30 protein-coding genes and 1 pseudogene are annotated in these 22,349 nt (G+C 60.6%); 21 read left to right on the top strand and 10 right to left on the bottom strand.

The window, feature by feature from the left end:
• Positions 1-89: 89 nt before the first annotated feature.
• Positions 90-500 (top strand): annotated as a pseudogene (locus ACEN2R_RS18080) (IS110 family transposase); the annotation flags it as partial.
• 95 nt (positions 501-595) lie between these two features.
• On the opposite strand, the gene ACEN2R_RS18075 reads toward ACEN2R_RS18080, so the two are convergent.
• The 4 genes from ACEN2R_RS18075 to ACEN2R_RS18060 form a co-directional block, all read right to left on the bottom strand.
• Positions 596-994 carry a hypothetical protein gene (locus ACEN2R_RS18075; RefSeq protein ID WP_442044085.1) on the bottom strand — a complete coding sequence of 133 codons (399 nt, stop codon included), beginning with the start codon at positions 992-994 and terminating at the stop codon, positions 596-598.
• Entirely contained in the window at positions 994-2,316 is a 1,323-nt protein-coding gene (locus ACEN2R_RS18070; protein ID WP_442044084.1) for a recombinase family protein, read from the bottom strand. The genes ACEN2R_RS18075 and ACEN2R_RS18070 overlap by 1 nt, the downstream gene beginning before the upstream one ends.
• Entirely contained in the window at positions 2,313-2,768 is a 456-nt protein-coding gene (locus ACEN2R_RS18065) for a DUF2924 domain-containing protein (RefSeq protein WP_442044083.1), read from the bottom strand. The genes ACEN2R_RS18070 and ACEN2R_RS18065 overlap by 4 nt, the downstream gene beginning before the upstream one ends.
• 571 nt (positions 2,769-3,339) lie before the next feature.
• Positions 3,340-4,017, bottom strand: a complete 678-nt coding sequence (locus tag ACEN2R_RS18060) for a LexA family transcriptional regulator (protein ID WP_442044082.1) — start codon at positions 4,015-4,017, stop codon at positions 3,340-3,342.
• Positions 4,018-4,221: 204 nt separating this feature from the next.
• Here ACEN2R_RS18060 and ACEN2R_RS18055 point away from each other — a divergent pair, with 204 nt between their 5' ends.
• The 16 genes from ACEN2R_RS18055 (at position 4,222) to ACEN2R_RS17980 (ending at position 17,382) form a co-directional block, all read left to right on the top strand.
• The gene (locus tag ACEN2R_RS18055) at positions 4,222-4,806 is read left to right on the top strand and encodes a hypothetical protein (protein WP_442044081.1); all 585 of its coding nucleotides are present in this window, start codon (positions 4,222-4,224) and stop codon (positions 4,804-4,806) included.
• A gap of 196 nt (positions 4,807-5,002) precedes the next feature.
• Complete coding sequence (locus tag ACEN2R_RS18050; protein ID WP_442044080.1) at positions 5,003-5,212, top strand: helix-turn-helix transcriptional regulator; 210 nt, start codon at positions 5,003-5,005, stop codon at positions 5,210-5,212.
• Positions 5,212-5,520, top strand: coding sequence for a hypothetical protein (locus ACEN2R_RS18045; RefSeq protein WP_442044079.1), 309 nt, complete (start codon positions 5,212-5,214; stop codon positions 5,518-5,520). Before ACEN2R_RS18050 ends, ACEN2R_RS18045 begins: the two co-directional genes overlap by 1 nt.
• 26 nt (positions 5,521-5,546) lie before the next feature.
• Complete coding sequence (locus ACEN2R_RS18040) at positions 5,547-6,032, top strand: hypothetical protein (RefSeq protein WP_442044078.1); 486 nt, start codon at positions 5,547-5,549, stop codon at positions 6,030-6,032.
• 103 nt (positions 6,033-6,135) lie between these two features.
• Positions 6,136-7,005, top strand: coding sequence for an ATP-binding protein (locus tag ACEN2R_RS18035; RefSeq protein ID WP_442044077.1), 870 nt, complete (start codon positions 6,136-6,138; stop codon positions 7,003-7,005).
• Positions 7,006-7,024: 19 nt separating this feature from the next.
• Positions 7,025-7,741: a hypothetical protein gene (locus ACEN2R_RS18030; RefSeq protein ID WP_442044076.1), complete on the top strand. Its 717-nt coding sequence runs from the start codon at positions 7,025-7,027 to the stop codon at positions 7,739-7,741.
• 206 nt (positions 7,742-7,947) lie between these two features.
• The gene (locus tag ACEN2R_RS18025) at positions 7,948-8,742 is read left to right on the top strand and encodes a hypothetical protein (protein WP_442044075.1); all 795 of its coding nucleotides are present in this window, start codon (positions 7,948-7,950) and stop codon (positions 8,740-8,742) included.
• Entirely contained in the window at positions 8,739-10,058 is a 1,320-nt protein-coding gene (locus ACEN2R_RS18020; protein WP_442044074.1) for an ATP-dependent DNA helicase, read from the top strand. Before ACEN2R_RS18025 ends, ACEN2R_RS18020 begins: the two co-directional genes overlap by 4 nt.
• An 8-nt stretch (positions 10,059-10,066) precedes the next feature.
• Entirely contained in the window at positions 10,067-12,637 is a 2,571-nt protein-coding gene (locus ACEN2R_RS18015) for a VapE domain-containing protein (RefSeq protein ID WP_442044073.1), read from the top strand.
• A 643-nt stretch (positions 12,638-13,280) separates the two neighbouring features.
• Positions 13,281-13,802, top strand: a complete 522-nt coding sequence (locus tag ACEN2R_RS18010; protein ID WP_442044072.1) for a crossover junction endodeoxyribonuclease RuvC — start codon at positions 13,281-13,283, stop codon at positions 13,800-13,802.
• Positions 13,799-14,008, top strand: coding sequence for a hypothetical protein (locus ACEN2R_RS18005; protein ID WP_442044071.1), 210 nt, complete (start codon positions 13,799-13,801; stop codon positions 14,006-14,008). Before ACEN2R_RS18010 ends, ACEN2R_RS18005 begins: the two co-directional genes overlap by 4 nt.
• Entirely contained in the window at positions 14,001-14,423 is a 423-nt protein-coding gene (locus tag ACEN2R_RS18000) for a DUF6362 family protein (protein ID WP_442044070.1), read from the top strand. Before ACEN2R_RS18005 ends, ACEN2R_RS18000 begins: the two co-directional genes overlap by 8 nt.
• A gap of 490 nt (positions 14,424-14,913) precedes the next feature.
• Complete coding sequence (locus ACEN2R_RS17995; protein WP_442044069.1) at positions 14,914-16,170, top strand: DNA modification methylase; 1,257 nt, start codon at positions 14,914-14,916, stop codon at positions 16,168-16,170.
• On the top strand, positions 16,151-16,675 hold the full coding sequence (locus ACEN2R_RS17990) for a group I intron-associated PD-(D/E)XK endonuclease (RefSeq protein ID WP_442044068.1): 525 nt from the start codon (positions 16,151-16,153) through the stop codon (positions 16,673-16,675). The genes ACEN2R_RS17995 and ACEN2R_RS17990 overlap by 20 nt, the downstream gene beginning before the upstream one ends.
• The gene (locus ACEN2R_RS17985) at positions 16,672-16,899 is read left to right on the top strand and encodes a DUF7220 family protein (RefSeq protein WP_442044067.1); all 228 of its coding nucleotides are present in this window, start codon (positions 16,672-16,674) and stop codon (positions 16,897-16,899) included. Before ACEN2R_RS17990 ends, ACEN2R_RS17985 begins: the two co-directional genes overlap by 4 nt.
• A 51-nt stretch (positions 16,900-16,950) precedes the next feature.
• On the top strand, positions 16,951-17,382 hold the full coding sequence (locus ACEN2R_RS17980; RefSeq protein ID WP_442044066.1) for a hypothetical protein: 432 nt from the start codon (positions 16,951-16,953) through the stop codon (positions 17,380-17,382).
• Positions 17,383-17,552: 170 nt separating this feature from the next.
• Here the strand turns inward: ACEN2R_RS17980 and ACEN2R_RS17975 are convergent, their stop codons facing one another.
• From ACEN2R_RS17975 to ACEN2R_RS17960, 4 genes are all read right to left on the bottom strand, one after another.
• A complete protein-coding gene (locus ACEN2R_RS17975) occupies positions 17,553-18,080 on the bottom strand; it encodes a DUF3489 domain-containing protein (protein ID WP_442044065.1) in 528 nt (175 codons plus the stop codon).
• 87 nt (positions 18,081-18,167) lie between these two features.
• Entirely contained in the window at positions 18,168-18,395 is a 228-nt protein-coding gene (locus ACEN2R_RS17970) for a hypothetical protein (RefSeq protein WP_442044064.1), read from the bottom strand.
• A gap of 14 nt (positions 18,396-18,409) precedes the next feature.
• Entirely contained in the window at positions 18,410-18,628 is a 219-nt protein-coding gene (locus ACEN2R_RS17965) for a hypothetical protein (protein ID WP_442044063.1), read from the bottom strand.
• Positions 18,629-18,639: 11 nt separating this feature from the next.
• Positions 18,640-18,822, bottom strand: a complete 183-nt coding sequence (locus ACEN2R_RS17960) for a hypothetical protein (RefSeq protein ID WP_442044062.1) — start codon at positions 18,820-18,822, stop codon at positions 18,640-18,642.
• A 114-nt stretch (positions 18,823-18,936) separates the two neighbouring features.
• Here ACEN2R_RS17960 and ACEN2R_RS17955 point away from each other — a divergent pair, with 114 nt between their 5' ends.
• The 3 genes from ACEN2R_RS17955 to ACEN2R_RS17945 are packed head-to-tail and all read left to right on the top strand — an operon-like array spanning position 18,937 to position 21,364.
• Positions 18,937-19,518 (top strand): terminase small subunit, Nu1, encoded by a 582-nt coding sequence (locus tag ACEN2R_RS17955; protein ID WP_442044061.1) that lies wholly within the window; start codon positions 18,937-18,939, stop codon positions 19,516-19,518.
• Complete coding sequence (locus tag ACEN2R_RS17950; protein ID WP_442044060.1) at positions 19,484-20,293, top strand: phage terminase large subunit family protein; 810 nt, start codon at positions 19,484-19,486, stop codon at positions 20,291-20,293. Before ACEN2R_RS17955 ends, ACEN2R_RS17950 begins: the two co-directional genes overlap by 35 nt.
• 12 nt (positions 20,294-20,305) lie before the next feature.
• Complete coding sequence (locus ACEN2R_RS17945) at positions 20,306-21,364, top strand: terminase gpA endonuclease subunit (RefSeq protein ID WP_442044059.1); 1,059 nt, start codon at positions 20,306-20,308, stop codon at positions 21,362-21,364.
• On the opposite strand, the gene ACEN2R_RS17940 is transcribed toward ACEN2R_RS17945, so the two are convergent.
• Together ACEN2R_RS17940 and ACEN2R_RS17935 are read right to left on the bottom strand one after the other, a co-directional pair.
• Positions 21,365-21,655, bottom strand: a complete 291-nt coding sequence (locus tag ACEN2R_RS17940; RefSeq protein ID WP_442044058.1) for a helix-turn-helix domain-containing protein — start codon at positions 21,653-21,655, stop codon at positions 21,365-21,367. It abuts the gene before it with no gap.
• Positions 21,652-21,993 carry a type II toxin-antitoxin system RelE/ParE family toxin gene (locus ACEN2R_RS17935; RefSeq protein ID WP_442044057.1) on the bottom strand — a complete coding sequence of 114 codons (342 nt, stop codon included), beginning with the start codon at positions 21,991-21,993 and terminating at the stop codon, positions 21,652-21,654. Before ACEN2R_RS17935 ends, ACEN2R_RS17940 begins: the two co-directional genes overlap by 4 nt.
• Before the next feature lie 52 nt (positions 21,994-22,045).
• On the opposite strand from ACEN2R_RS17935, the gene ACEN2R_RS17930 reads away from it, so the two are divergent.
• Positions 22,046-22,261, top strand: coding sequence for a phage head-tail joining protein (locus ACEN2R_RS17930; RefSeq protein WP_442044056.1), 216 nt, complete (start codon positions 22,046-22,048; stop codon positions 22,259-22,261).
• The last annotated feature ends 88 nt before the right edge of the window (positions 22,262-22,349 follow it).

Genomic DNA, 22,349 nt, shown 5'->3' with positions numbered 1-22,349 from the left:
CTCAAGATGTCCACTTCTTTGGTGGACACTATCACCCACTCCATCACGCAGGCAGGGCAGTCAGACCGGACGGATACCCTGTTTCGGTATGCTATGAAGCGGGACCTACGGGATATGGCCTTTATCGGCAGGTGCGAGCGTTCGGTTTCGAATGCTGTGTTGTCGCGCCCTCGTTGATTCCTGTTCGTGCCGGTGATCGCGTAAAGACAGACCGGCTGGATGCAATTTGACTGGCCCGCCTTTTTCGCGCCGGGGAACTGACGCCCATCTGGGTCCCTGATGAAACGTATGAGGCGATGCGCGACTTGGTTCGGGCTCGGGAAAGCGCGGCAGAGGACCAGCGGCACAAACGCCAGCTCGTTTCAGCCTTCATGCTGCGCCACGTACGGATCTATCAGCGGACCAAGCCGTGGACGATGCAATATCGCCAATGGCTGCAAAGCCAGAGCTTCGATCATCCGGCGCATCAGATCACCCTTCAGGAGATGCTGCAAGCTGTCCCCGATCGTGCTCCTGCAGCGAATGGCAGATCTCGTGAATCTGCAACGCAGCGATTGAAGGTCAAACGGAGTTCCGCTCAGGCCGTCTGGGTGCTTCAGCCAACTTGTGCAGTCTCACCAAACACCACCCCAGCTTGTTCCACCCACGGCAACACCGCACTTTCGGTGAGTTGCATGACCGTCACTGCAGTGACCTCGCGCTTATAGACCAGCCGCTTCAGCACCTTCGGTGCGAGATATGCCAGCCTCAGTTGCCTACCGACATGACGCTCGGCCAAATTCACACCGATGGCGAGATCGCGCACGGTCCCGAACTCGCCGGCCTCCATGCGCCGCCGCCAGGCCCATGCGCGGCCGATGGCGCGAAGAATATGCGGGTCTTGGGTCTGGTCCTCGCTTGGCAGGTAGTCCGCAGGTGGCATGATTTTCGGCCGCCCGTTTTTCTTGCGCAATTTGAGGGGTACAAAAACCTGTATCGTGTCGGGCGCGCCCATCACTCGGCCACCTCAAGCTGACGCGGTGTCATCAGATCCCGCATGACGCCCGTTATGCTGTCGGTCCGCAGGTCGATGATCAGCCCCTCGGCGGTCACCGTGACCCGCCGGACAAGCAGCTGAATGATGCGAGCCTGCTCTGCTGGGAACAGCTGTTCCCAAAGCTGCGGGAACTGCTGCAGGGCGGCGATGGCGTCCGCTTGCGAAATGTCTTCCCTGTCGAGCGCAGCAATCACCTGCGCCGTGGTTTCGGGGGTCCTGAGAATGCGGCGGATCTCAGTGATGACGGCGGCCTCTGCCGTATCAGCAGGCAGGCGCCGAGGTATGCCGTCCTCGGGCGTCTCACGGTTTTTCAGGAGGTCCATCGACACGTAATAGCGATACCGGCGGGTGCCCTTCTTGGTGCTGGAGGGCGTCATGGCAGCACCTGTGGCGGTGAAGATCAGGCCTTTCAATAGTGCAGGCGTCTGCGCACGGCTGTTATTGGCGCGCTTGCGGGGGCTTTCGCCCAAGATGTCATGCACCTGATCCCAGAGGCGTGCGTCAATGATCGCCTTATGCTCGCCGGGATAGGCTTTGCCTTTGTGCATGGCCTCCCCGCGATAGACGCGGTTGTTCAGCAGCCGATAGAGGTAGCCCTTGTCGATCAGCGTGCCCTGCTTGTTGCGGAAACCGTCACGGCGAAGTTCCCGAGCCAAGACGGTGGCCGAGCCGATTTCGACAAAGCGTTCGAACGCCATGCGCACCTTGGCGGCCTCGTTGTCGTTCACTACCAGCTTTCGATCCTGAACATCGTAACCAAGCGGCACATAGCCGCCCATCCACATCCCCTTCATGCGGGAGGCTTTCACCTTGTCGCGGATGCGCTCAGCGGTGACCTCGCGCTCGAACTGGGCAAACGACAGCAGGATGTTCAGCGTCAGCCGCCCCATGGACGTGGTCGTGTTGAACGACTGCGTCACCGAGACGAATGTCACCCCGTTGCGGTCAAAAACCTCGACCAGCTTGGAAAAGTCCATCAGCGAGCGGCTGAGGCGGTCGATCTTGTAGACCACGACCACGTCGACCAGCCCGTCCTCGATATCAGCGAGCAGCTGCTTCAGGCCTGGGCGCTCCAAAGTGCCTCCGGAGATGCCGCCGTCGTCGTATTGGTCGCGGACCAGCGCCCAGCCCTCCGAGCGCTGGCTGGCGATATAGGCCTCGCAAGCCTCGCGTTGGGCGTGGAGGCTGTTGAACTCCTGCTCGAGCCCTTCCTCGCTGGACTTACGGGTGTAAATGGCACAGCGCAGGCGCCGGGCGGGTTTTGGGGAAAGATCCTTCATGTCTCACCTCGCTTGCGCTCGCGGAGCCCAAAGAAACGGTAGCCGTTCCAGCGGGTGCCGGTGATGGTGCGTGCCACGGCTGAAAGCGACTTGTAGCGTCGGCCGTCCCATTCAAAGCCGTCTCTCAGGACGGTGATCGTATGCGCCACGCCGTCCCATTCGCGAATGAGCTTAGTCCCCACCACCGGGTTCCGTGGGTCGGCAATCTGCGCTTTGCGCGTCAGCGTGCCCTCCACCTCATCAGCCAGCAGATCCAGCAGGCGACGTGTCTCCTGGTCGGGGCCGCCGTAGGTCAGTTCCTGAATGCGGTAAGCCAGGCGGCTTTCCAGAAAGTTCCGGCTGTTATTAGGCGCGGGCGCATCAAAAAGCACTTGCCACTCGGCCTTCAGCTCGTTGACGGTCATAGCCTTCAAAGCTGCCAAGCGGGCGAGGATGGGTTCATGTGTCGTCATGCGGATCTCCTGTGAGTTGGACCTGCATAACCGCTCTGTACGGGGCGGAAGTGTAGCGAACTATCTGCGCCATCAGCGGATGTGTCGTCGATATCGCGCTTGATCAGCCGAATGGCACCAGCGGCAAGCAGCATATAGAGCTCAGTACGGCGTTCGTGCGCTGACATGCGATCAGGGTGCAGGGGATTGGGCCCCGAAACCGGGGGTTTGACAGTGCTGCTCATGGAGGCGCCTTTCGGGTTGAATACCCCAGTATGAAGCGATTGCAGTCCTGATAAGCAACTAAAAATAATGGGTTATAGGGATCTAGCGAACTCTGGCGTGTTTGATCGTGTTTGCGTCGGGCTGCCGTAAGTGCGAACAGGTGGCGTTCACACGTTCCACGATCCGAGCCGATGCCTGTTCCAGATCGGCGGCTGGTACGAAGTAGAAATCCGCCTCCCCGTCAGGTGGCGTAAGGTCAGGTATGCATGCTGCGTTGATTGCATGTGCCGTCGTGATGATCTTGCTCTGGGCGGCGTGTCGAAAAACCTCGGTCATTGTCAACGCGAATAATGACATGCATCATCGTTTATATCTCCCGTGCAAACCAGCGAATCCGACCAATGATATGAACTTCGTCGGCGGTACGTTCATATTCTGGATAATGTTTGTTGTCCGAGATAATGCACACAGAGGGCGGATCGCTGCTCGGCACATGCTGAAGTCGTTTGGCGACAAGCCCCATGCCATCATCCAGGACGAAGATGCCCGGAGGGTTTGGCGCTTTGCGCGTCATGTCGACCAGAACTGTGTCGCCGTCGAAGAGGGTCGGTTGCATGCTGTCGCCCTCGACTTTCATGATCCGCAACTGCGACGGCGAAGCCTTGAGGCCGTTCCTGATCCAGGACCTGCGAAAGTGATAAGCACGTCCCGGCGTTTCATGTTCCTCAAGCACAACGGCTCCGCCGCCCATGGACGGACGAACACCTGCGTGCGCGATCGCGACAAAACTGTCGTCAGGGTTCTCGATGAAGGGCGAGGGCCCCTCCACGTCACCGATCCCGTGGATCAGCCATTCAAGCTCGACTTTTAACACCTGAGCAACCTCGGCCAAGCGGTCGAGTCCAGGTCGCGTCGAGCGACCACGCAGGATGTCATAGACGAACGACCGGTTCACACAGGCCATCTCGGCAATATGGGCAGGGCTGAGCCCAAGCTGGTTTGCCCGGGCCTGCAGGCGGTCTGCAAGCGTGTGATGTTCGGTCATGTTGTCCCCAGATGGGTGTGGATAAAATAGGATAAGATTGGATTGATCCGATTTCGTCAAGGAGATAGAGCAAAACCGGAACATTTTACCAAGGGAGTCGGAAAAAAAATGGAAATTGAAAAGTCATATTTTGTGCTCTCCGAGATATTGACGCGGTGATCTATCAGTGAAGAAGATCTGATCTATCTGGCTGAGAATGACGAATTGAGCCTGTCGATCCGCGTGTTTGGGCTGCCCTTGGAATTCGGTGATTATGAAGTGGGTGAGGGCGGACGGCTTTTTCGGATCCCGACGGATCGTCGGTTCTTCAGCGGTGTGGTCGACCTGCACGCCCGTGATGTGTTTCATCTGTTTCGCTCCGGCGAAGCTCACCTGAGTGAATTCCGCGCGCTGGATGCTAATTATGCGGCAATTTGGGGCTTGGCTGAGCCGCATTATGTGGTGATCGGCGATCTTCTGATGCGGCGTGATGAACGTGATCGCTATGAAGTAAAAAAGGGATTTTCTGTTGGCGGCCATATGGAAGAGCAGGCGTTCATAGCCTCGCGCGACTATTCCGAGGTTCGCTGCAATGGGCATCGGTTTCAACTGGGGCCGATCCAGGCGGCGGTTGTGCGCGCCCTGCATCGAGGGGCACAGGCCGGGAAGCCCTGGCAGAACGGCAAGAACATCCTGTCCGAAGCGCGTTCGAAAAGTCTGCGGATGTCGGATGTGTTCAAATCCAAAGGCAACTGGCGTGATCTGATTCTGTCTGATCGCCGTGGCAACTATCGGATCAACATCGACTGATGGCGCGGCGATCCCTCTCAATGAGGGACGGGAAGGGGATAGGCTGGGGGATGGAGGGGGATGATCATCCCCCTCTTTGTATTTTCGGCTTTTTTTTATGACGGTATTCATCCCCCTCCGTATCCCCCAATGATCCTGACGACATCCCACAGATAAATTTTCCATCTTGGCTCCATGAACTGACCTGGAGACAACGATGCAAGACAAGATCTGCTTCACACAAAAGGAGCTCTCCCGGCGCTGGACATTGTCCCATCGCACACTGGAGCGCTGGCGCTGGGTCGGCACGGGTCCGGCCTTCATGAAGATCGGCGGCCGGATCGTGTACCGGCTCGAAGATGTCCTCGCCTATGAGAGAGAGCGGCTTCACCTGACCGCTGACCTCGCAGAGCTGCGGGTGTCGTGATGGCTGTCGCGGTTTCGGAAATCACCCTGATGGCTTGGGTCGATGTGGCCGAACCCGGTGCACGACTGGCTTATCACACGGGGTTTCTAGTGGTCGACACGACCGCCAACGTCTCGAAGCTGGCCAAATGTGAGCTTGAGGGCCTGAGGGCTGCGGCAGACGCGGCTTACCGCCTCGCTGAACTCGGTCGCGTGCATCTGGTTCAGGAGCGTCTTGGACCGGACCGTTTTGCCTACCTCGTCATCGCCCGCCCGCAAAAGGAGACGGCGCGGTCTGCTGCCGTGAAGCAACTCGCTGCAGCCGCTTAACCCATTCGTCCCGAAGAGGAGACCCTATGACTTACCCTGAAAATACCCCGTGCATGGATGACCTGCTCAATATGCCGACGGGCGAGTTGGCGCAGATGCCGGTCGAATTACTGGCGAGCCTGCAGGCGGAACTGGCGCATGCGGCCAGACAGCTGAAGTCGGCAACCGCGCGGTTCAACACGGCGCTGGAGGTGCGTTATGCCACCCGCGCCACCGAAGCCCGCCGCGCTTGTGGCAAGGACACAGGCACCGTGCGGTTCGACGATGGTGATTTCACGGTGGTCGCTGATCTGCCCAAGCGGGTGGATTGGGATCAGGACCTAATCGCGGCCATGGTGGACCGGATCCGGGCCGCCGGGAGCGATCCCGCGCAGTATGTCGACATCGCCTTCAAGGTGTCTGAGCGTAAATACACTGCTTGGCCGGACGCGATCCGTGAAGGGTTTGAACCCGCGCGGACGGTTGGCAGCGGCAAGCCCAGCTTTCAGCTCGAGCCCACGAAAACCCTTTGAATACAGCGGCGGGGACGCCCTGACCGCAAGGCTGGGCAGGCTCCCCTTCGGCGCCCGGTCACCCCCCGCCACTGTTGGTCCCGACTACAACAAGGAGAGCACCATGGAATTGCGCATCATCACCGCCGACGAGCGACTGTCGGTTGCAGAAAACAAGACATCCCTGGCGATTTTCGGACCTCCCGGCGTGGGGAAAACCACGCTGATCAAATCACTGCCGGAGGACAAGACGGTCTGCTTTGATCTCGAAGCCGGCATGAAGTCTGTGCAGGGCTGGCGCGGCCCCAGCATTCCGATCCGGAGTTTTTCCGGTTTTCGCGACCTGGTTCTCCTGATCGGCGGCCCGGATCCGGCCCAACACCCCGACAGCTATTATGGCGCGGGATATCATGCCCATGTGCAGGCAAAATACGCCGACAGTGGGCTGGAAGACTTCCTCAAAGACCGCTCGATCATCTTCGTCGACTCGATCACCGATCTGACGCGCCAGGCCATGGCCTATGCCAAGCAACAGGCCGAGGCATTTTCGGAGCGCACCGGCAAGCCTGATGTGCGCGGCGCCTACGGTCTGCTCGGCCGGGAAGTCATCCAGGCGCTCAAACATCTGCAGCACGCGCGCGGCAAAACCGTGATCTTCGTTGGTGTGCTGGAGAAGGTGACCGACGAGTTCGGATCATCAACCTGGGTGCCGCAGATGGAGGGCACAAAAGCGGGGCGCGAACTCCCCGGCATCGTCGATCAGGTTATCTCGATGCAGCTCTTTGGAAAAGACGCCGAGGGGGCATGGACCCTCGACGAAAAATCCACCGAGCGCCGTCTGATCTGCACATCCGGCAACCCCTGGGGTCTGCCGGCGAAAGATCGATCCGGTCGTCTCGACATGACCGAGCCGCCTGATCTTGCCACGCTGTTGGCGAGGATCGATGGGCGGAGTGCGCCGGTCACCGCCGCCAATTTCAACACTCCCACCTGATCATGAAAGGACAGGACACATGAGTTACGATCTGAACGATGCCGCCCCGCAAATGGCCCCGATGGGGGAGTTGATCCCGGACGGGACCTTCGCCAAAGTGACGATGAAAATCCGCCCCGGTGGGACGAACGGCGCGACGGCAATGGATACGGGCCTTCTGAAGAGCTCTGCAAACAGCGATGCGAAAATGCTCGATTGCGAATTCACCGTGGTCGATGGGCCGTTTTCCCGGCGCAAGTTCTGGCAGAATTTCACGGTGGCGGGCGGCAAGCTTGATGAAAAGGGCCAGTCGAAGGGTTGGAACATCTCGAAAAGCACCTTTCGCGCCATGGTCGACAGCGCGCTTGGGCTGAAGCCCGATGATCTGAGCGAGGCGGCGCGCATTAAACGCGTGATCGGCGGATTGAAGCAGCTCGACGGGATCACCTTCGCCGCGCGCATCATGGTGGAGGTCTCGGACAACCCGAACTACCGCGACAGCAACAAGATCGCGAATGTCGTGCTGCCGAATGAGCCCTCCTATGACGCGATCATGCGTGGGGAGGCGGTGGCGCCGGAGCCGGTCAACGCGCCGCCGCGCAAAGTCAATGCTCAGGTGCCCGCCGCCTGGAATGCACAAGCCCCTGCGCAGGGCGGTTGGTCCAGCACGCCGCATTCTCCGGCCGCGCAAGCGCAGCCCGGCACTGCCGCACCGGCGTCGATCCCGGGTGGGGCTCCGGCTTGGCTGAACAGTTGATCCCATGACCCCGGATGAGTGGCAGGCGTACGTGACGCGCGCCGCAGCACAGGAGATCGGCATATGGCTCGAGGCCCGCGGAAGACTGGACCTACCCATCGCAAGCCTTCGGCTGTGCGACCTCGAAAACGTACCCAAGAGATGCTGCCGCGCGAGGCGGCCGCGCCCACGTCGGTGGTCTGCAAGGGCGGCATGGCGGCGGGCCATTGGCATCCGCCCTGTGCCTGGGCGCAGCGCTGCTGGAGGGCACGGCCATGATTCCACAGGCATACGAATTCAAGCGACTGGCACCTCAGTTCCGCAAGAAGTCGACTTTCGGGTTTCTCATCAAAGGCATTGAGTCCGCGCCGGTTTACTACTTTCCCGATCAGGAAAGCTTTGACAGTGACGAAATTGCGGCCCTGCGCCACCGGATCATGGGAGGGCCAATGCGGTTGCCGCATCCTTGCGTGGTGTTCGAGGTCAAGGATCGCGATGTGCAGCGCTCTGCCTTACTCGTCTATGCGCGCCAGTTTGACGATCGTGTCGAAGCTGCTTTTTTTTTCAAGGACAAGCATAGGCGGCAGTGGACGGACTGCCTGATCCATGCCGTGTTCACAGAGCCAGGATTGGCAGAAGGCTATCCAAATCCTAAGCTGGCTGAGGACGAGGCCAACACTTATGGTGAAGTGGCCACGGGCATTGTCTGGCGCGCTCTGAGCATCCTGTCACAGGTGGCGGAGGTCAAACCCCGCTCCATCTGCCCGGCACAGCGCCGCAAATACGCCACAGCAGGCGTGCGGGGCTGGACCTGGCATCAAATCACCATCGATCCTGAACGGCTGCGCGTCAGGAGCGTGCCTCAGGGTGGCACACATGTCAGCCCACGGTGGCATATCCGCCGTGGACACTGGCGCCAGCTGGCCGACGGGCGCCGGGTCTTTGTGCGCCAATGCCAGGTCGGCGACCCCGCGTGCGGTGGGGTGGTCAAGGATTACATCGTCAAGGGACACGTCGCATGAGCCTCTTCACACCATCGCCTCAACAGGCCGCAGCACTCCGGGAGATCAAGACCTGGTTTGAAACCCGTACGCAGGACCAGCAGGTATTCCGGCTGTTTGGCTTTGCCGGGTCGGGGAAGTCCACCGTCCTGAAGTTTGCGCTCGACGAGCTTGGCCTCTCGCCGCACCGCAGCGCCAAGGAAGGCAGTTGCGTGCCGGGCGTTGTCACAGCGACGTTCACCGGCAAGGCCGCTCTGGTTCTCAATCGCAAGGGTACGCCGGCGCGTACCATCCACAGCCTGATCTATTCGGTGACCGAGGCTACGGAAGAGGAAATTGAGGCGGCAGCAAGAAAGGTTCGCGAGGCGGAGGTTGGAATCCGGACCCTGACCGGGTTCGACCGCACGGCAGCAGAGGCCGGGATCGAGGCGATGCGTCAGGCGCTGTCGGCGATGAAAAAGCCGCGCTTTGCATTGAACCCACAAAGTGATGCCGCGGATGCCAAGCTGATCGTGCTCGATGAAGTTTCGATGGTGGGCGAGGAGATGGCCCGCGATCTGATGAGCTTTGGCAAACCGATCCTGGTCTTGGGGGATCCGGGGCAGTTGCCGCCGATCAAGGGCGAGGGGGCTTTCACCAATGTCGCGCCGGACATCATGCTGACCGAGATACATCGGCAGGCTGCGGAAAGCGCAATCATCCGTTTGGCCACGATGGCACGCGAGGGGCAGCCTATCGGCTTTGGAACCTATGATGCCCATGTCGCCAAAATGCATAAGGGCGATATCACGCCGGATCAGGCGCTGCGCGGTGGGCAGCTGATTTGCGGCATGAACGCGACGCGGCTGCAGCTGAACAACGCAATGCGCGGGGCTGCTGGGTTGGCGCGCGGTATCCTTCCCACGGGTGCTGCCGAAAAGATCATCTGCCTAAAAAACCAGAACGATCTGGGACTTATCAACGGTATGTTCCTGACGCTCGAAGATATCGTCGACGAAGGAAGCCTCTATTTCTCGGCCATGGTCACGGATGAAGATGGTCGCCGTGTCGGGACTTCAGACCACACTGGCAAACCCGGCCGGCTGCGGTTCTACAAAGGGCATTTCGAAGACCATATTGCCTTCGATCGCGGTCGCCATGACCGCGACTGGAAGGAGAAAAAGCACCTGACCGAGGCGACCTTCGGTTGGGCAATCACGGCGCATAAGGCGCAGGGTTCGCAATGGGAGAACGTGATTGTCTGGGATGATGGCCTCGGGCGCACTGATCTTGATCGCCGCCGCTGGCTTTACACCGCCATCACCCGCGCCGAACGTGGCCTTGTCCTGCTCGCCTGAGGTGCCCCATGATCGACCTGAACGACGTTTGGACACCACCCACCCGTCATGATCTGAATGTCATCAAGGCCCGGCTTTCGGATACCGCCCGTGACTGGCTGCCGTCACTCTTTCCCGAGGCGCGGCTGACACAGGACCGACGAGCTCTGCGCTGTGCGGACCTGTCCGGGCGTCAGGCCCGCGGCGAGGGGTCGTGCATCATCCATCTCGACGGACCCTACGCCGGCTGGGGGTTTGACTTTGCCACGGGTGAGCGGGCAGGGCCGGTCGATATGATCTACCATGCCACCGGCATGAGTGACGGGCGGCTGTTCGACGAGGCGGCGCGGCTGGCCCATATGGAGCGTGACGTCGCCATGCGGCCGCGCCCGACCTCACCTGTGCGCCCTGATCACAGCCTGGAAATCCGCCGGATCCTCGACGATTGCGCGTCACTCGCGGGCAGTTTGGCTGAGACTTATCTGCAAGCCCGTGGGCTTGCCGATCCCGGGTCGCCCGATTTGCTCTATCACCCTGATCTGACGGATTACGACAGCCGCCGTGGTTGGCCCGGCATGGTTGCCATCCCTCGCCTTGTGACGGGCGAGCCGGTGGGCGGAATCCATCGTACCTTCCTGCTCGACGATGGCAGGGCCAAGGCGCCTGCGGGCAAGAAGATGCTGGGCAGCATTGCCGAGGCTGCAGTGCGGCTGTTTCCGATGCCGGACGATGGGCATTTGGGTGTGGCCGAGGGGATCGAGACAGCGCTTGCGGCGCGGGCAATTTTTGGCAGGGCGGTCTGGGCGACGCTCTCGGCGGATGGCATGGCGCGGTTCAAATGGCCCGAGGGCATGCGGCAAATCACGATCTACGCCGATGCGGGCGATGCAGGGCGGCGGGCAGCCGCAACGCTGTCCGATCGCCTCAATATGGCGGATATCCCAAACCGGATCGTGGCTCCACTGCACGGCGATGATTTCAACGACGATCTGCTCAAAGGGGCGGTGCAGGCCGATTACGCCACTATGGATGCGAATGCAGAGGCCGGGGCAACCGTCGCCATCCCCCGTGCTTCTGCCGCCAATACAGCAAATCCGGTCGAGGCGCTTGCCGTTGCGACGGAGACACTCACCAATCCACCTGATCTCACAGTGCTCGGAACGCTGATGGGGCGTATCGTCAAGGCGCGGCTTGAGCCGATGGAGGAGCGGCATGTGCTCATGCTGATCAAGGCGCGCAGCGGTATTGCGATGTCCATCCTCGAAAAGCAGATTGGTGTCCTACGCCGCCGATTGAACGCCAGCGGCGATCTTATGAAGCCTGCGGCCCGCCCGGCTTGGGCCAACCGCCTGCGGCTCGATCTGTCAGGCACACCGGAACGCAACGAGGCCAATGTGATCACCGCGCTCGGTTCAGACCCGGCTTTTGCCGGCACCATCGCCTTCGATGAATTCCGCCAGGAGGTGGTGGTTTTGCTCCCCGCGCCCTGGGATGCAACCGAGCCGGATTATCCGCGCCCGTGGGAGGATAGCGACGACATCCGTCTGGCGGAATGGCTGCAGCACCGCGAGGTCAATGTCGCGCCGCTCGTCGTAGGCCGGTCCGTTGGTGCCGTCGCGCGCGAAACTCGCATCCACCCGGTGCGCTCATATCTCGACTCTCTGATCTGGGATGGCACGTCCCGGCTGGAAAGCTGGACCAGCCGATACCTGGGGGCGGAGCCGACCGACCTGACCCACGCCATGGGCAGCCTGTGGTTGATATCGGCGGTCGCGCGCATCTTCCGTCCGGGCGTCAAGGCCGACCACATGCTGATCCTTGAAGGCGAACAGGGTGCGCGCAAATCGACGGCCCTGAAGATCCTTGCCGGCGAAGACTGGTTCACCGACGAGTTGCCCGATCTCGGCTCGAAGGACGCGGCCATCCACATGCAGGGCGTCTGGATCGTGGAAATCGCCGAGCTGGATGCCATCGGAAGGGCGGAGGTCTCGCGCATCAAGGCGTTCCTGACGCGCACCACGGATCGGTTCCGCCCGCCCTATGGTCGCCATACCGTGGAAATCAAACGCCAATGCGTCTTTGCAGGCACGGTCAATCCCGACACCTATCTGCGGGACGAGACCGGCAACCGCCGCTTTTGGCCAATCCGCTGCGGTGAGATCGACATTGAAGGGCTGGGTCGGGACCGCGACCAACTGTGGGCCGAGGCGGTGGCCCGGTTCAAGGCCGGTGCCATCTGGTGGCTTGAGGATAAGGACCTGCTCAAGGCTGCGCGTGCTGAGCAGGACAAGCGCTACCAGTCAGATGCCTGGGACGGGTTGATTGATCGCTGGTTGACCCATGAAAAGCGCCCCGTCAATCACGGCTATGCGGGCGTCGATGACTGGCAGGACGAAGAGTTCGAACACCTTGAACCGATCCGGGATGTATCGGTCGGAGAAATCCTCGAAGGCGCACTGGCGATAGAACCAGCCAAATGGAGCAAGCTGGATCAGATGCGCGTCGGTGCCTGGCTGAAATCAAGACATTGGGAGAGATATCAATGCAGGACAGGGGAAGGGCGCGAATGGCGGTATCGCAAGCGTCCGAGGCCGGAATAAGTCTGTCGTGCGCAGCGCGTTCGCTGGGTATTACACCCGATGTTTTCCTGTCGCGCTTGTTTCAGGCTAGGTATCTTTATCGCGATACCGGCGTGGGTCAGCCGCGTGCTTATGTGCGATGGGAGGGCGCGGGTATGTTCGTTAATAGGCCGACCGAGGTTCTGATAACACAAATGGGACTTGAGCGGATGAGAGAGGTTTTTGACCGTTGTCCCGATAATTGACAGCGCGCCTGATCGCGTGTTCGCATCTGCGAGGGCATCCAAACGGGTGCCTTTTTTGTTTCAAGCTGTCACCACCTTGGCTTTGTCACCACCTCGACGGTCAAGTGGTGACAGAAAAAAACATAACAAAAACAATCGTGTCACCACTGTCACCACTTCAACGGCCATCTTCTTTCCTTATACATATGTATGTGTGTTTTGTCCCCAATTCATGCTCCCTCATATGTACAAAGGATTTTAGTGGTGACAGGTGGTGACAGTGGTGACAGCGTTGTTTTTAAATGGTTATTTTTGTCACCACCTTCTTGATGAGGTGGTGACACCCGGTTCAGGACGAATTTTCTTGTATGGCCTAATTGGGAGGGGTAATTTTGTCCTGACCAAAGCCGAAGGCCCACTCGAATTCGTGAGCCTTCACAATGAACACACAAGAACAGATATCGACCCATCCGCTGCCTGAGCCCTTCAGCGGCACAAAAACCATCCTCGCCCTTGATCTGGGCACCACCACCGGCTGGGCCGTGCGCGGCTATGACAGCCTGATCACCAGCGGCACCGTCTGCTTCAAGCCGCGCCGCTACGATGGCGGTGGCATGCGCTACCTGCGCTTCACCAATTGGCTAACCGAGATCGACCGGCTCAGCGGCCCGATCGAAGCGATCTATTTCGAAGAAGTGCGCCGGCATGTCGGGACCGACGCAGCCCATGTCTTTGGCGGGCTGCTGGCAGTATTGACCAGTTGGGGCGAATTGCGCGGCGTGCCGTATCAGGGCGTTCCGGTTGGAACGATCAAATTCCATGCAACCGGCAAGGGCAACGCCAACAAGGACGCCATGATTGCAGCCGTTCGGGCGCGCGGCTTCGACCCCGCTGACGACAACGAGGCCGATGCCATCGCGATCCTGCTTTGGGCGCTGGAGACGAACGGGGGTGTGGCATGAGTTGCATGCGGTTCACACCCAAGGGGTACGGTGGTCACCGCCGTGATCCTGAGCAGGTCAAACGCGATGGCTGGAAGGAGCAGGGCCTTCTGGCTGTCAGCGTCCATGACGACCGTCTCACATGGCCCGAGCGGGAATTGGTCCGCCAGCTTGGCGAGAAGCTCTATGGCAGGCGGCCCGGAGGGCAGGGGGTGCGCAATGGATGAGTGGACGCGGGGCGCGGTCGCTGACCGCCTGGAGCTTGCAGCGGATGTCATGGCGTCATTGCCGGCAGTGCGCCCGCAAGGCTACATCAGCACATGGCCTGAATATTCCTACAGCTTTGCAGATCAGGTGGGCCAGGAGCCGCGCATGCGCAGACCGCTGCCATCACCGCGCATGATCAGCGAGGCCGATGAGGCGATGCTCTGGCTGCGCTGGCTGGAGAAGGACATCGGCGAGATCCTTTGGGCACGCGCCAACCGCAAGGCCTGGAAGGGGATCTGCTGGACGCATGGGGTCAGCCGCAAGACAGCCACCAAGCGGCATCTCTTCGGGCTGAGCGTGATCGTCTGGCGTTTGAACGGGCTGACTTACAATCCCAAACGTTCAATGGACTACACGATCGGGCGGGTTCGCTGACAGAATGCAGTCAAGGAAAATCGGCAAAGGGTGACACTTTTTGTGGTGACACCGGAAGGGGTTTCCCTTTGCCGCGAAAATTGTAATTTGGCGATAAGATTACACGGGATGTGAGACAGGGAAGGATGCAGGATGGTGATGGGGTTTTGTGGTCAAGCGATAGCATGTGCGCCTGCTGCAAACTGTCTCCAGTCGATTTGGGGTAACACCTAACACATTGATATTGAACGGTTCCTTCCTGATTATAACCGTATACGGGGGGGCGCAGCGCAACGCTTTCCCAGTGACGCCGCGAAAAACACCCGTTTCGTTTCGCTTTGCGCGCAACCCCAATGAAACAAGGGCCTGACGGCCTGACAAACCACGCCTGAAACGAAATGGGGGTCTGACCCCATTTCGCTTTTGCGGACCTGCGGTTCGTTTCGCAGACCAGACCCGTTTCGTTTCGCGGGCCTATGGCTTGCGCATCAAGCATCCCAAGGAAATACCCATGGACGTTTTAGACCTGCCGCTTGAGCAGATCATTCCCTATGCGCGCAACCCGCGCAACAACGCGCAGGCCATCGCCACGGTGGTAGCCTCGATCCAGGAATTCGGCTGGCGTCAGCCCATCGTTGTGGATGAGTCGATGCTGGTCCTGGCCGGGCACACGCGGCTGGAAGCAGCCCGCAAGCTCGGCTTCAAGACCGCGCCGGTGCATGTCGCCAAGGGGCTGACCGAGGCTCAAGCGCGGGCCTTCCGGATCATGGACAACCGCTCGAGCGAGAATGCCGAGTGGGACAAGGACCTGCTGAACCTCGAACTGGCCGACCTGCTGGAAGCAGAGTTCGATCTGGGCCTCACCGGTTTCACTGATGACGAATTGACCGCGCTGATGAATAGCCTCGATGAGGGCACCGGTCCGCAGGAGGGCGAGGATGATGTCCCGGAGGCTCCGGAGACCCCGATCAGCCGCCCTGGCGATCTCTGGATCCTCGGCAACCACCGGCTGCTCTGCGGTGACAGTACGGTAGCCACGGATTACGAAAAAGTACTTGGGGGCGTGAAAGCGGATCTCTGCTTTTGCGATCCTCCCTATAACGTCGATTACGCCGGCGGTGTGGGTGCCGAGAAAGCGGGCAAGGGCCGTCGCATCAAGAATGATGCCCTGGGCGACGCCTTCGGGCAGTTTCTCTACGACGCCTGCGTGTTGATCAACACGCACACTGACGGTGCGGTCTACATATGCATGTCGTCCAGCGAGTTGCAGACTCTGCAGACAGCGTTCAAGTCCGCGGGCGGCCATTGGTCAACCTTCATCATATGGGCGAAGGACCGGTTCACCCTGGGCCGTGCCGATTACCAGCGGCAATACGAGCCGATCCTCTACGGCTGGCCTGAGGGCGTGAAACGCCACTGGTGTGGGGATCGCGACCAGGGCGATGTCTGGAACATCCAGCGGCCGTCAAAAAATGACCTGCATCCTACCATGAAGCCTGTGGCGCTGGTCGAACGCGCCATCCGGAACTCGAGCCGTAAAGGCGATCTTGTCTTCGACCCGTTTGGCGGCAGTGGCACGACGCTAATTGCTGCGGAAAAGACTGGGCGCCACGCATCGCTGATCGAACTCGATCCGAAATACGTCGATGTTATCGTCCGCCGTTGGCAAGAGTTCACTGGTCGCGATGCTCAACTGTCGGAAACGGGACAGAGCTTCGAAGACGTCGCGCAGAAGCGGAGGGTGGGGCATGCAGCAATCGCTGTTTGAACATCTGGGGTTTGATCTGCCCGATGCCGAGTTTGAATACCCCGAAGTTGAATGCAGCGACGACCTCGAAATTGGCAAGGCTGCCGAGCACTTGGTGTGCGCCGATCTCATCATGAGCGGCTATCGCGCGTTTCTGAGCGATCAAGGGCTGCCATACGATATTCTCGTGGATATTGACGGCACGCTTCTGCGTGTACAGGTCAAATCAACGAGGAAGCCAAGAAACCATGATCCCAAGACCAGGGTCACTCCTGGCTACTTGTTCCAGCTTCGACGCGCGGGAAAAGGTGGTCGGCGCCGTTATCCGGAAAACGCATTCGATCTCTATGCCCTTGTTGCTCTGGATCGTCAGGCCATCGCCTACCTGCCAGCCGTAGACTGCTCCAATCAAACCATTGCCCTGCGTGTTCCCGGCCAACGGTATCTGCAGAATGGCAGTATGAACCGGGAGTTTCACGAGGCGAGTTTTCGTAACGCGCTGAGCCGCTTGGGGTTTGAGCCATGATGCAGTCTCGCCTGATGTCCCTGGTCGAAGCGATCACGAATGTCGCCGTGGGCTACGGCGTCGCCGTCGTGACGCAGATCCTGATCTTTCCCTGGTTCGGGCTGCACACGACGCTGGCGCAGAACTTCGCCATGGGCGGGATTTTCACCATCGTGAGCTTGGCACGCTCGTTCCTGCTGCGGCGGCTCTTCGAAAATCTCCGGGTTCGCTCAACTGCGCATTGACCTGACTGCCTGGCTCCGGCAAGCAAGTCATCGAAATTGATGGCAGGTAAGATGGAACGACAGGAAGATATCCGGGTAAAGCTGGCAAAGCTTGAGGCGCTGTTCGCGCGTGGTGCAACCGAAGGCGAACGCGCCGCAGCGGGTGCCGCCCTTGACCGTTTTACCACGCGTCTGCACGAGGCACCGCAAGAAGAAGATGTTGAGTTGAAGTATTCGCTGCCGGATGCGTGGGCGGTGAGGATTTTCGTGGCGCTATGCAGGAAACATGGCGTCAAGCCATATCGCTATCCACGTCAACGCCGCACTACAGTCATGGTGCGTGTACAGCCGATTGAGTTTGAAAAAACAGTTCTTGCAGAATTTCACACGCTGCATTCGGAACTGGTGGCCTACTTCCGTGATACGGTTGACCATCTCATTGCCGACGCGATGAGGTCAGATGGCGACGACGGGGATTTAGAGCGTCCGCAGATTGGGCGATAAAAAAGGGCCAGCGCGAGGCTGGCCCAGTCTGAGGCAGGTGAAGCGGTGCAGGCGGCACCACTTCGAGCAGTTGAGGTGTCATACAGGCGAAACCTCAACATTAAGCATCCGCATGCTGCAGGATTCTGCAAGAAACAGAGTGGCTTGAAGGAATCTGAGTCACCTGGAAGTCACACTTCGGTGTTTCCAACCCTATAGACGCGCCCTCGACGTTCGACCTTCTCCGAGGTGACCTCAAGCCCGAGCTTCTTCTTTAGCGCCCCGGCCATTGCACCCCTAATGGTGTGCGGGGCCCACTGCAGGGCAGCACCGATTTCCTCGATGGTCGCGCCGTCCGGCGCGCGGAGCATTGCGATCAGGGTGGCTTGTTTGGTGCCTTCGCGCGGCGTGCGCATCTTGGGCGCTGCCTCATCGGTCGGTTCGGCTGTCGCGGTCTCGGTCGCGATGCCGATGGCGGCAAGCCCTGCGTCGGTGGCGACCAGCGTGACGCCGTGGCCATCGCCGGTTTCGCGCCAGACGGGCTCGCCCTTGCGCATGTCCGCGTCGATCTCTTCGATCAGCCCTTTGGCGATCATGGTGCTGACCACCTTGGCGGCGGCTCCGCCGCGCAGGCTGTCAGGCAGTGGCAGGGCAATGCGGTCCTCGTTCTGGGCGGCCTGCGACAGGATCAGGGCTTGGGAGTCGGAAAGCTGAGTCATGATGTTCTCCGTATTGGGGCGCGCGAAATGCGACCCTCCTACGAGGCCATGCCCCGCTGAGCGGGGCTGGCGCGGTGACCAACCGGATCACTCGGCGTGTTCGTCCTCGCCAAAAGCGCTGTCGGTGATGCGCTTGAGGAGGCTGGCGCAATGCTCGAGGGTGCCAACGTCGCCCCAGTTGATCTCGTCGGGATGGCTGTTGAAGTGGTTGTCGCTGAGCTCTTGCAGGCGCGAGAGCATCTCGTCGATCTCAGCCTTCTTGCCAAGGAAGGCGGCGATGGCTTTGGCATTGCTGGTCATCGTGGTTTGTTTCATCGGACTGTCCTGCCTTAGATCAGCTGCAGCTCGGCCAGCGCGCCACAGGCGGTAGCAAGCTGGGTGGTCGGCAGTTCGATCTTGATGTGCGAGATCACGTCGGAAGCTTCTGCGTTGATCCCATCGTCGCGCAGCGCGGCCTCAATCGCCTCAGCGACGGCGTTGGGGCGCGAGCGATCAAACTGGTCAGGCAGTGCGGCGTGGTCGATGCGAATGGTGGTGATGGCAGTCATGGTCTGACCTCTCAGTCTTGCTGTTCGATGATAGCCAGAATGGCGATTGCCATCCCGCCGAGGTATTCGCTGCGTCGAAAGACGATGTCGTCGATGTGGCCGGCGCAGGTGATGGTTGGATCAACCGCGAGGCTGTCTGCCATGTGTGGCAGCAGGCGGTGGGCTTCGGCGTTGTAGCGTTCTGCGATGGTCATCTGGTTGGCTCCTGACTGCATTGGTTGATGCAATCAGGTTCGCTCTACTCGGGCGCTCTATCCAGTATAATCGTAGCAATTACATGGCTTTAACCGCAGCGTCCGGATCACTTCATGTCATCGGCTACCCAACCCATCGGCGTGATCGCCAAGCTTCTCGATCTCTCGGAGCGGCGGGTCCAGCAGCTGAGCCGGGAGGGCGTGATCCCGAAGGCCGAGCGCGGACAGTACAACCTGATCGGGGCGGTGCGGGGCTATGTGCGCTACCTGCGCGACCAGGCACTGAAAGCGCAGGCCGGTGCGCCGGACTATGCAGCCGAACGGGCGCGGTTCATTCGGGCCCGCGCCGACCTGGCCGAGATGGAAGCGGAGGAAAAGCGGCGCTCCCTCATAGCAGCCGACCAGATCGAGGCGGCGTGGATCGCCGTGCTGGCACTTCTAAGAACCCGCCTGCTGGCGCTGCCGGATCGGCTGGCGCCGCAGGCTTTTGACCAATCAACCGTCGGAGACACCCGGAACCTGATCCGTGCCGCGATACGCGAGGTGCTTGATGATCTCGCGCAGCCAGACATTGAACTTGAGACCGACATTGACCTCGCGGAGTGCGCTCACTCTGAAAGGGTCACCGATCCTGAAACGGACGGTGCAGAATGCGCTTGCGGTGCTGCGCCCACCGCCGGACCTGACGATCAGTGACTGGGCGGATCAGAACCGGCGGCTGAGCTCTGAGGCCAGCGCGGAACCCGGCCAGTGGCGCACGAGCCGCGCGGAATACCAGCGCGGGATCATGGACGCGATCTCTGATCCTAGCGTCGAAACCGTGGTTGTTATGTCTTCTGCCCAGACGGGCAAGACCGAAACCCAACTCTGCTGCGTCGGCTATCACATCGATCAGGATCCGGCACCGATCATGGTGGTGATGCCGACAGAGCGGGATGCAGAGACCTGGTCGAAGGACCGGTTCTCGCCGATGGCGCGGGATACGCCGTGTCTGCAGGACAAGATCGCCAACCCGAAATCACGCGATGGCAACAACAAGATCCTGCACAAGCGGTTTCCGGGCGGGCATCTTACGATCGTGGGTGCCAACGCGCCTTCCGGTCTGGCAAGCCGCCCGATCCGGCTGCTGCTGTGCGACGAGGTCGATCGCTATCCGTTCAGCGCGGGGGCAGAGGGTGACCCGGTGAATTTGGCGCGCAAGCGGACGGTGACCTTCTGGAACCGCAAGATCGTGCTGGTCTCGACGCCGACGAACAAGGGCGCAAGCCGGATCGAGACGGCGTATCAAGAAAGTGATCAGCGCCGGTTCTGGGTGCCGTGCCCGGAATGTGGGACAGAGCAGATCCTGACCTGGCCGCAAGTGCGATGGGACAAGGGCGAGGACGGCAGCCATAAGCCTGATACGGCGCGGTATCATTGCGTGGAATGCGACGCGGTCTGGCGGGACGAGGCCCGGTGGGCAGCGGTCTAAAAAGGGCACTGGGTGGCAGAGCAGCCCTTCACAGGTACCGCCGGGTTCCACTTGAACGAGATCTATTCGCCCTGGGTCCGGTTGGCCGCGATGGTCAAGACCTTCCTGTCGGCGCGGGCTGGTGGGGACGACATGATGAAGACCTTCATCAACACCTCGCTGGGTGAGACCTGGATGGAAAGCGGCGAAGCGCCGGACTGGCAGCGGCTGCAGGGGCTGAAGGAGGAGTGGAAGCCCGGCACAGTGCCAGCCGGTGGATTGTTCCTGACGGCGGGTGCCGATGTTCAGAAAGACCGGATCGAGGTCGATATTTGGGCTTGGGGCAGGGGGCTGCAAAGCTGGCTGATTGATCACGTCGTGATCGAAGGCGGCCCCGGCGATCCGGCGTGCTGGCAGAAACTCAGCGATCTGCTGGGCCGGACATGGGCCCATCCCAGCGGCCAGCAGCTGACGATCGCGCGGCTGGCGATTGATACGGGCTACGAGACGAGCGCCGTTTATGCCTGGGCGCGACAGGTCGGCTTTGGGCAGGTGGCCCCGGTCAAGGGTCTTGAAGGGTTCAACCGCGCCAGCCCGGTAACGGGTCCGACCTTTGTCGACGCGACGATCGGCGGCAAGCGTCTGCGGCGCGGCGCACGGCTCTGGTCCGTGGCGACCTCGACGTTCAAGGCCGAGACCTATCGCTTCTTGCGTCAGGACCGGCCGACGCCGGAGGAGATCGTAGTCGGGGCACCGTTTCCTGCGGGAACGGTGCATCTGCCGATATGGGCTGACAGCGAATGGCTCAAGCAGCTGACGGCGGAACAGCTCGTCACGGTCAAGAACAAGCGCGGCTTTGCCAAGCTCGAATGGCAGAAGCTGCGCGAGCGCAACGAGGCGCTGGATTGTCGGGTCTATGCGCGGGCAGCCGCATGGATCGCCGGGGCAGACCGGTGGTCTGACGCCCGCTGGCATGAGCTGGAGCGGCAGCTCGCGGTGCAACCCGCCGGACCGGCGGGTGACGCAGCCGCGAAACCAACACCGCGCCCCTCCGCGCGGCGGCGAATGGTGCGGTCAAACTATATGGGGTGATCAGCAGGTCAGCGTGCGCTGGACGATCTGCGGGTCCTTGTCTATCAGGGCAAGCAGCACTCGGGCCGGGCCTTCGGGGCTGCGGCGATGCTGTTCCCAGTTAAGCAGGGTGGCCTTCTTGACGCCGATACTTCTGGCGAATTCCGCCTGTGACAGGCCCGTGCGCGCCCGAATGGATTTTACGTCGGTATCGGGGATGTCGATCTCATGCACGTCGATCATGGTTTGCCCACGGGCATGGGCAATGGCCTCCTTGAGGCCCTGTTCGATGCTCTTGAATGCGTCGCTCATTGCTGGCTCCTGTAACTGTCGGCAAGCAGCTTGCCGAGGGATTTGACGGCCTCGGTTTCGGCGCTCGTGAGATTGGCCTTCTCGTTTTTGGCAAAAACCGTGATCAGAAAAATCGGGACGAAGTCGTCCTGTGTGTAAAAATGAATGACCCTGTAGCTGCCACTCTTGCCTGACCCCTCCCGGGCGTAGCGGAATTTACGAACCCCACCACCAATGGGGACCCCGGCTGTCGGATTGCGCGCAACGTAGTCGATCAGTGCCATGCGCTCTTGATCGCTCATGATGGTGCGGGCACGGCGTTGGAATTCTGGTGTCTCTGCAACGGTTATGAGCGTCATAGCTTCATATGTGCGCCATTGGCGCATATGTCAATGGCATAATGGAGAACTAATGCCCACACTGACAGACCTGCGCGCGCGCCGCGAGGCTCTCTCGGCACAGCGATCCTCGGGCGTGGCGCGGGTCAGCTATGACGGCAAGACGGTGGATTACCGCAGCGTGGCTGAAATTGACCGGGCGATCGAGGTACTGGATCGCGAGATCGCGGCGGCCGAGGGGCGGCGCATTGTGCGCCATGTGCGCATCACCACATCCAAGGGGCTGTGATCGATGGGGCTGTTTGACCGGTTTCGCCGACCAGTGCGCGAGAGCGGCCCCGCGTCCTCTGGGCTTACGCGGCTCCCCCGGAGCCACG

The organism is Pseudogemmobacter sp. W21_MBD1_M6 (genome assembly GCF_052119585.1).
Lineage (GTDB): Bacteria > Pseudomonadota > Alphaproteobacteria > Rhodobacterales > Rhodobacteraceae > JBGQOJ01.
The sequence above is the reverse complement of the archived record's forward strand: the minus strand, read 5'-3'. Positions and strand labels throughout refer to the sequence as shown.

What these genes read in the sequence shown, in the direction of transcription:
- ACEN2R_RS17970 (WP_442044064.1), bottom strand. Translation starts at nt 18,395, where the DNA reads ATGAAACAAACCACGATGACCAGCAATGCCAAAGCCATCGCCGCCTTC.
- ACEN2R_RS17990 (WP_442044068.1), top strand. Translation starts at nt 16,151, where the DNA reads ATGCAGCAATCGCTGTTTGAACATCTGGGGTTTGATCTGCCCGATGCC.
- ACEN2R_RS18030 (WP_442044076.1), top strand. Translation starts at nt 7,025, where the DNA reads ATGAGTTACGATCTGAACGATGCCGCCCCGCAAATGGCCCCGATGGGG.
- ACEN2R_RS18070 (WP_442044084.1), bottom strand. Translation starts at nt 2,316, where the DNA reads ATGAAGGATCTTTCCCCAAAACCCGCCCGGCGCCTGCGCTGTGCCATT.
- ACEN2R_RS18010 (WP_442044072.1), top strand. Translation starts at nt 13,281, where the DNA reads ATGAACACACAAGAACAGATATCGACCCATCCGCTGCCTGAGCCCTTC.
- ACEN2R_RS17940 (WP_442044058.1), bottom strand. Translation starts at nt 21,655, where the DNA reads ATGAGCGACGCATTCAAGAGCATCGAACAGGGCCTCAAGGAGGCCATT.
- ACEN2R_RS18015 (WP_442044073.1), top strand. Translation starts at nt 10,067, where the DNA reads ATGATCGACCTGAACGACGTTTGGACACCACCCACCCGTCATGATCTG.
- ACEN2R_RS18065 (WP_442044083.1), bottom strand. Translation starts at nt 2,768, where the DNA reads ATGACGACACATGAACCCATCCTCGCCCGCTTGGCAGCTTTGAAGGCT.
- ACEN2R_RS17955 (WP_442044061.1), top strand. Translation starts at nt 18,937, where the DNA reads ATGTCATCGGCTACCCAACCCATCGGCGTGATCGCCAAGCTTCTCGAT.
- ACEN2R_RS17980 (WP_442044066.1), top strand. Translation starts at nt 16,951, where the DNA reads ATGGAACGACAGGAAGATATCCGGGTAAAGCTGGCAAAGCTTGAGGCG.
- ACEN2R_RS18040 (WP_442044078.1), top strand. Translation starts at nt 5,547, where the DNA reads ATGACTTACCCTGAAAATACCCCGTGCATGGATGACCTGCTCAATATG.
- ACEN2R_RS17985 (WP_442044067.1), top strand. Translation starts at nt 16,672, where the DNA reads ATGATGCAGTCTCGCCTGATGTCCCTGGTCGAAGCGATCACGAATGTC.
- ACEN2R_RS17960 (WP_442044062.1), bottom strand. Translation starts at nt 18,822, where the DNA reads ATGACCATCGCAGAACGCTACAACGCCGAAGCCCACCGCCTGCTGCCA.
- ACEN2R_RS18075 (WP_442044085.1), bottom strand. Translation starts at nt 994, where the DNA reads ATGGGCGCGCCCGACACGATACAGGTTTTTGTACCCCTCAAATTGCGC.
- ACEN2R_RS18000 (WP_442044070.1), top strand. Translation starts at nt 14,001, where the DNA reads ATGGATGAGTGGACGCGGGGCGCGGTCGCTGACCGCCTGGAGCTTGCA.
- ACEN2R_RS18020 (WP_442044074.1), top strand. Translation starts at nt 8,739, where the DNA reads ATGAGCCTCTTCACACCATCGCCTCAACAGGCCGCAGCACTCCGGGAG.
- ACEN2R_RS18060 (WP_442044082.1), bottom strand. Translation starts at nt 4,017, where the DNA reads ATGACCGAACATCACACGCTTGCAGACCGCCTGCAGGCCCGGGCAAAC.
- ACEN2R_RS17975 (WP_442044065.1), bottom strand. Translation starts at nt 18,080, where the DNA reads ATGACTCAGCTTTCCGACTCCCAAGCCCTGATCCTGTCGCAGGCCGCC.
- ACEN2R_RS17965 (WP_442044063.1), bottom strand. Translation starts at nt 18,628, where the DNA reads ATGACTGCCATCACCACCATTCGCATCGACCACGCCGCACTGCCTGAC.
- ACEN2R_RS17995 (WP_442044069.1), top strand. Translation starts at nt 14,914, where the DNA reads ATGGACGTTTTAGACCTGCCGCTTGAGCAGATCATTCCCTATGCGCGC.
- ACEN2R_RS17930 (WP_442044056.1), top strand. Translation starts at nt 22,046, where the DNA reads ATGCCCACACTGACAGACCTGCGCGCGCGCCGCGAGGCTCTCTCGGCA.
- ACEN2R_RS18045 (WP_442044079.1), top strand. Translation starts at nt 5,212, where the DNA reads ATGGCTGTCGCGGTTTCGGAAATCACCCTGATGGCTTGGGTCGATGTG.
- ACEN2R_RS18005 (WP_442044071.1), top strand. Translation starts at nt 13,799, where the DNA reads ATGAGTTGCATGCGGTTCACACCCAAGGGGTACGGTGGTCACCGCCGT.
- ACEN2R_RS18035 (WP_442044077.1), top strand. Translation starts at nt 6,136, where the DNA reads ATGGAATTGCGCATCATCACCGCCGACGAGCGACTGTCGGTTGCAGAA.
- ACEN2R_RS17935 (WP_442044057.1), bottom strand. Translation starts at nt 21,993, where the DNA reads ATGACGCTCATAACCGTTGCAGAGACACCAGAATTCCAACGCCGTGCC.
- ACEN2R_RS18050 (WP_442044080.1), top strand. Translation starts at nt 5,003, where the DNA reads ATGCAAGACAAGATCTGCTTCACACAAAAGGAGCTCTCCCGGCGCTGG.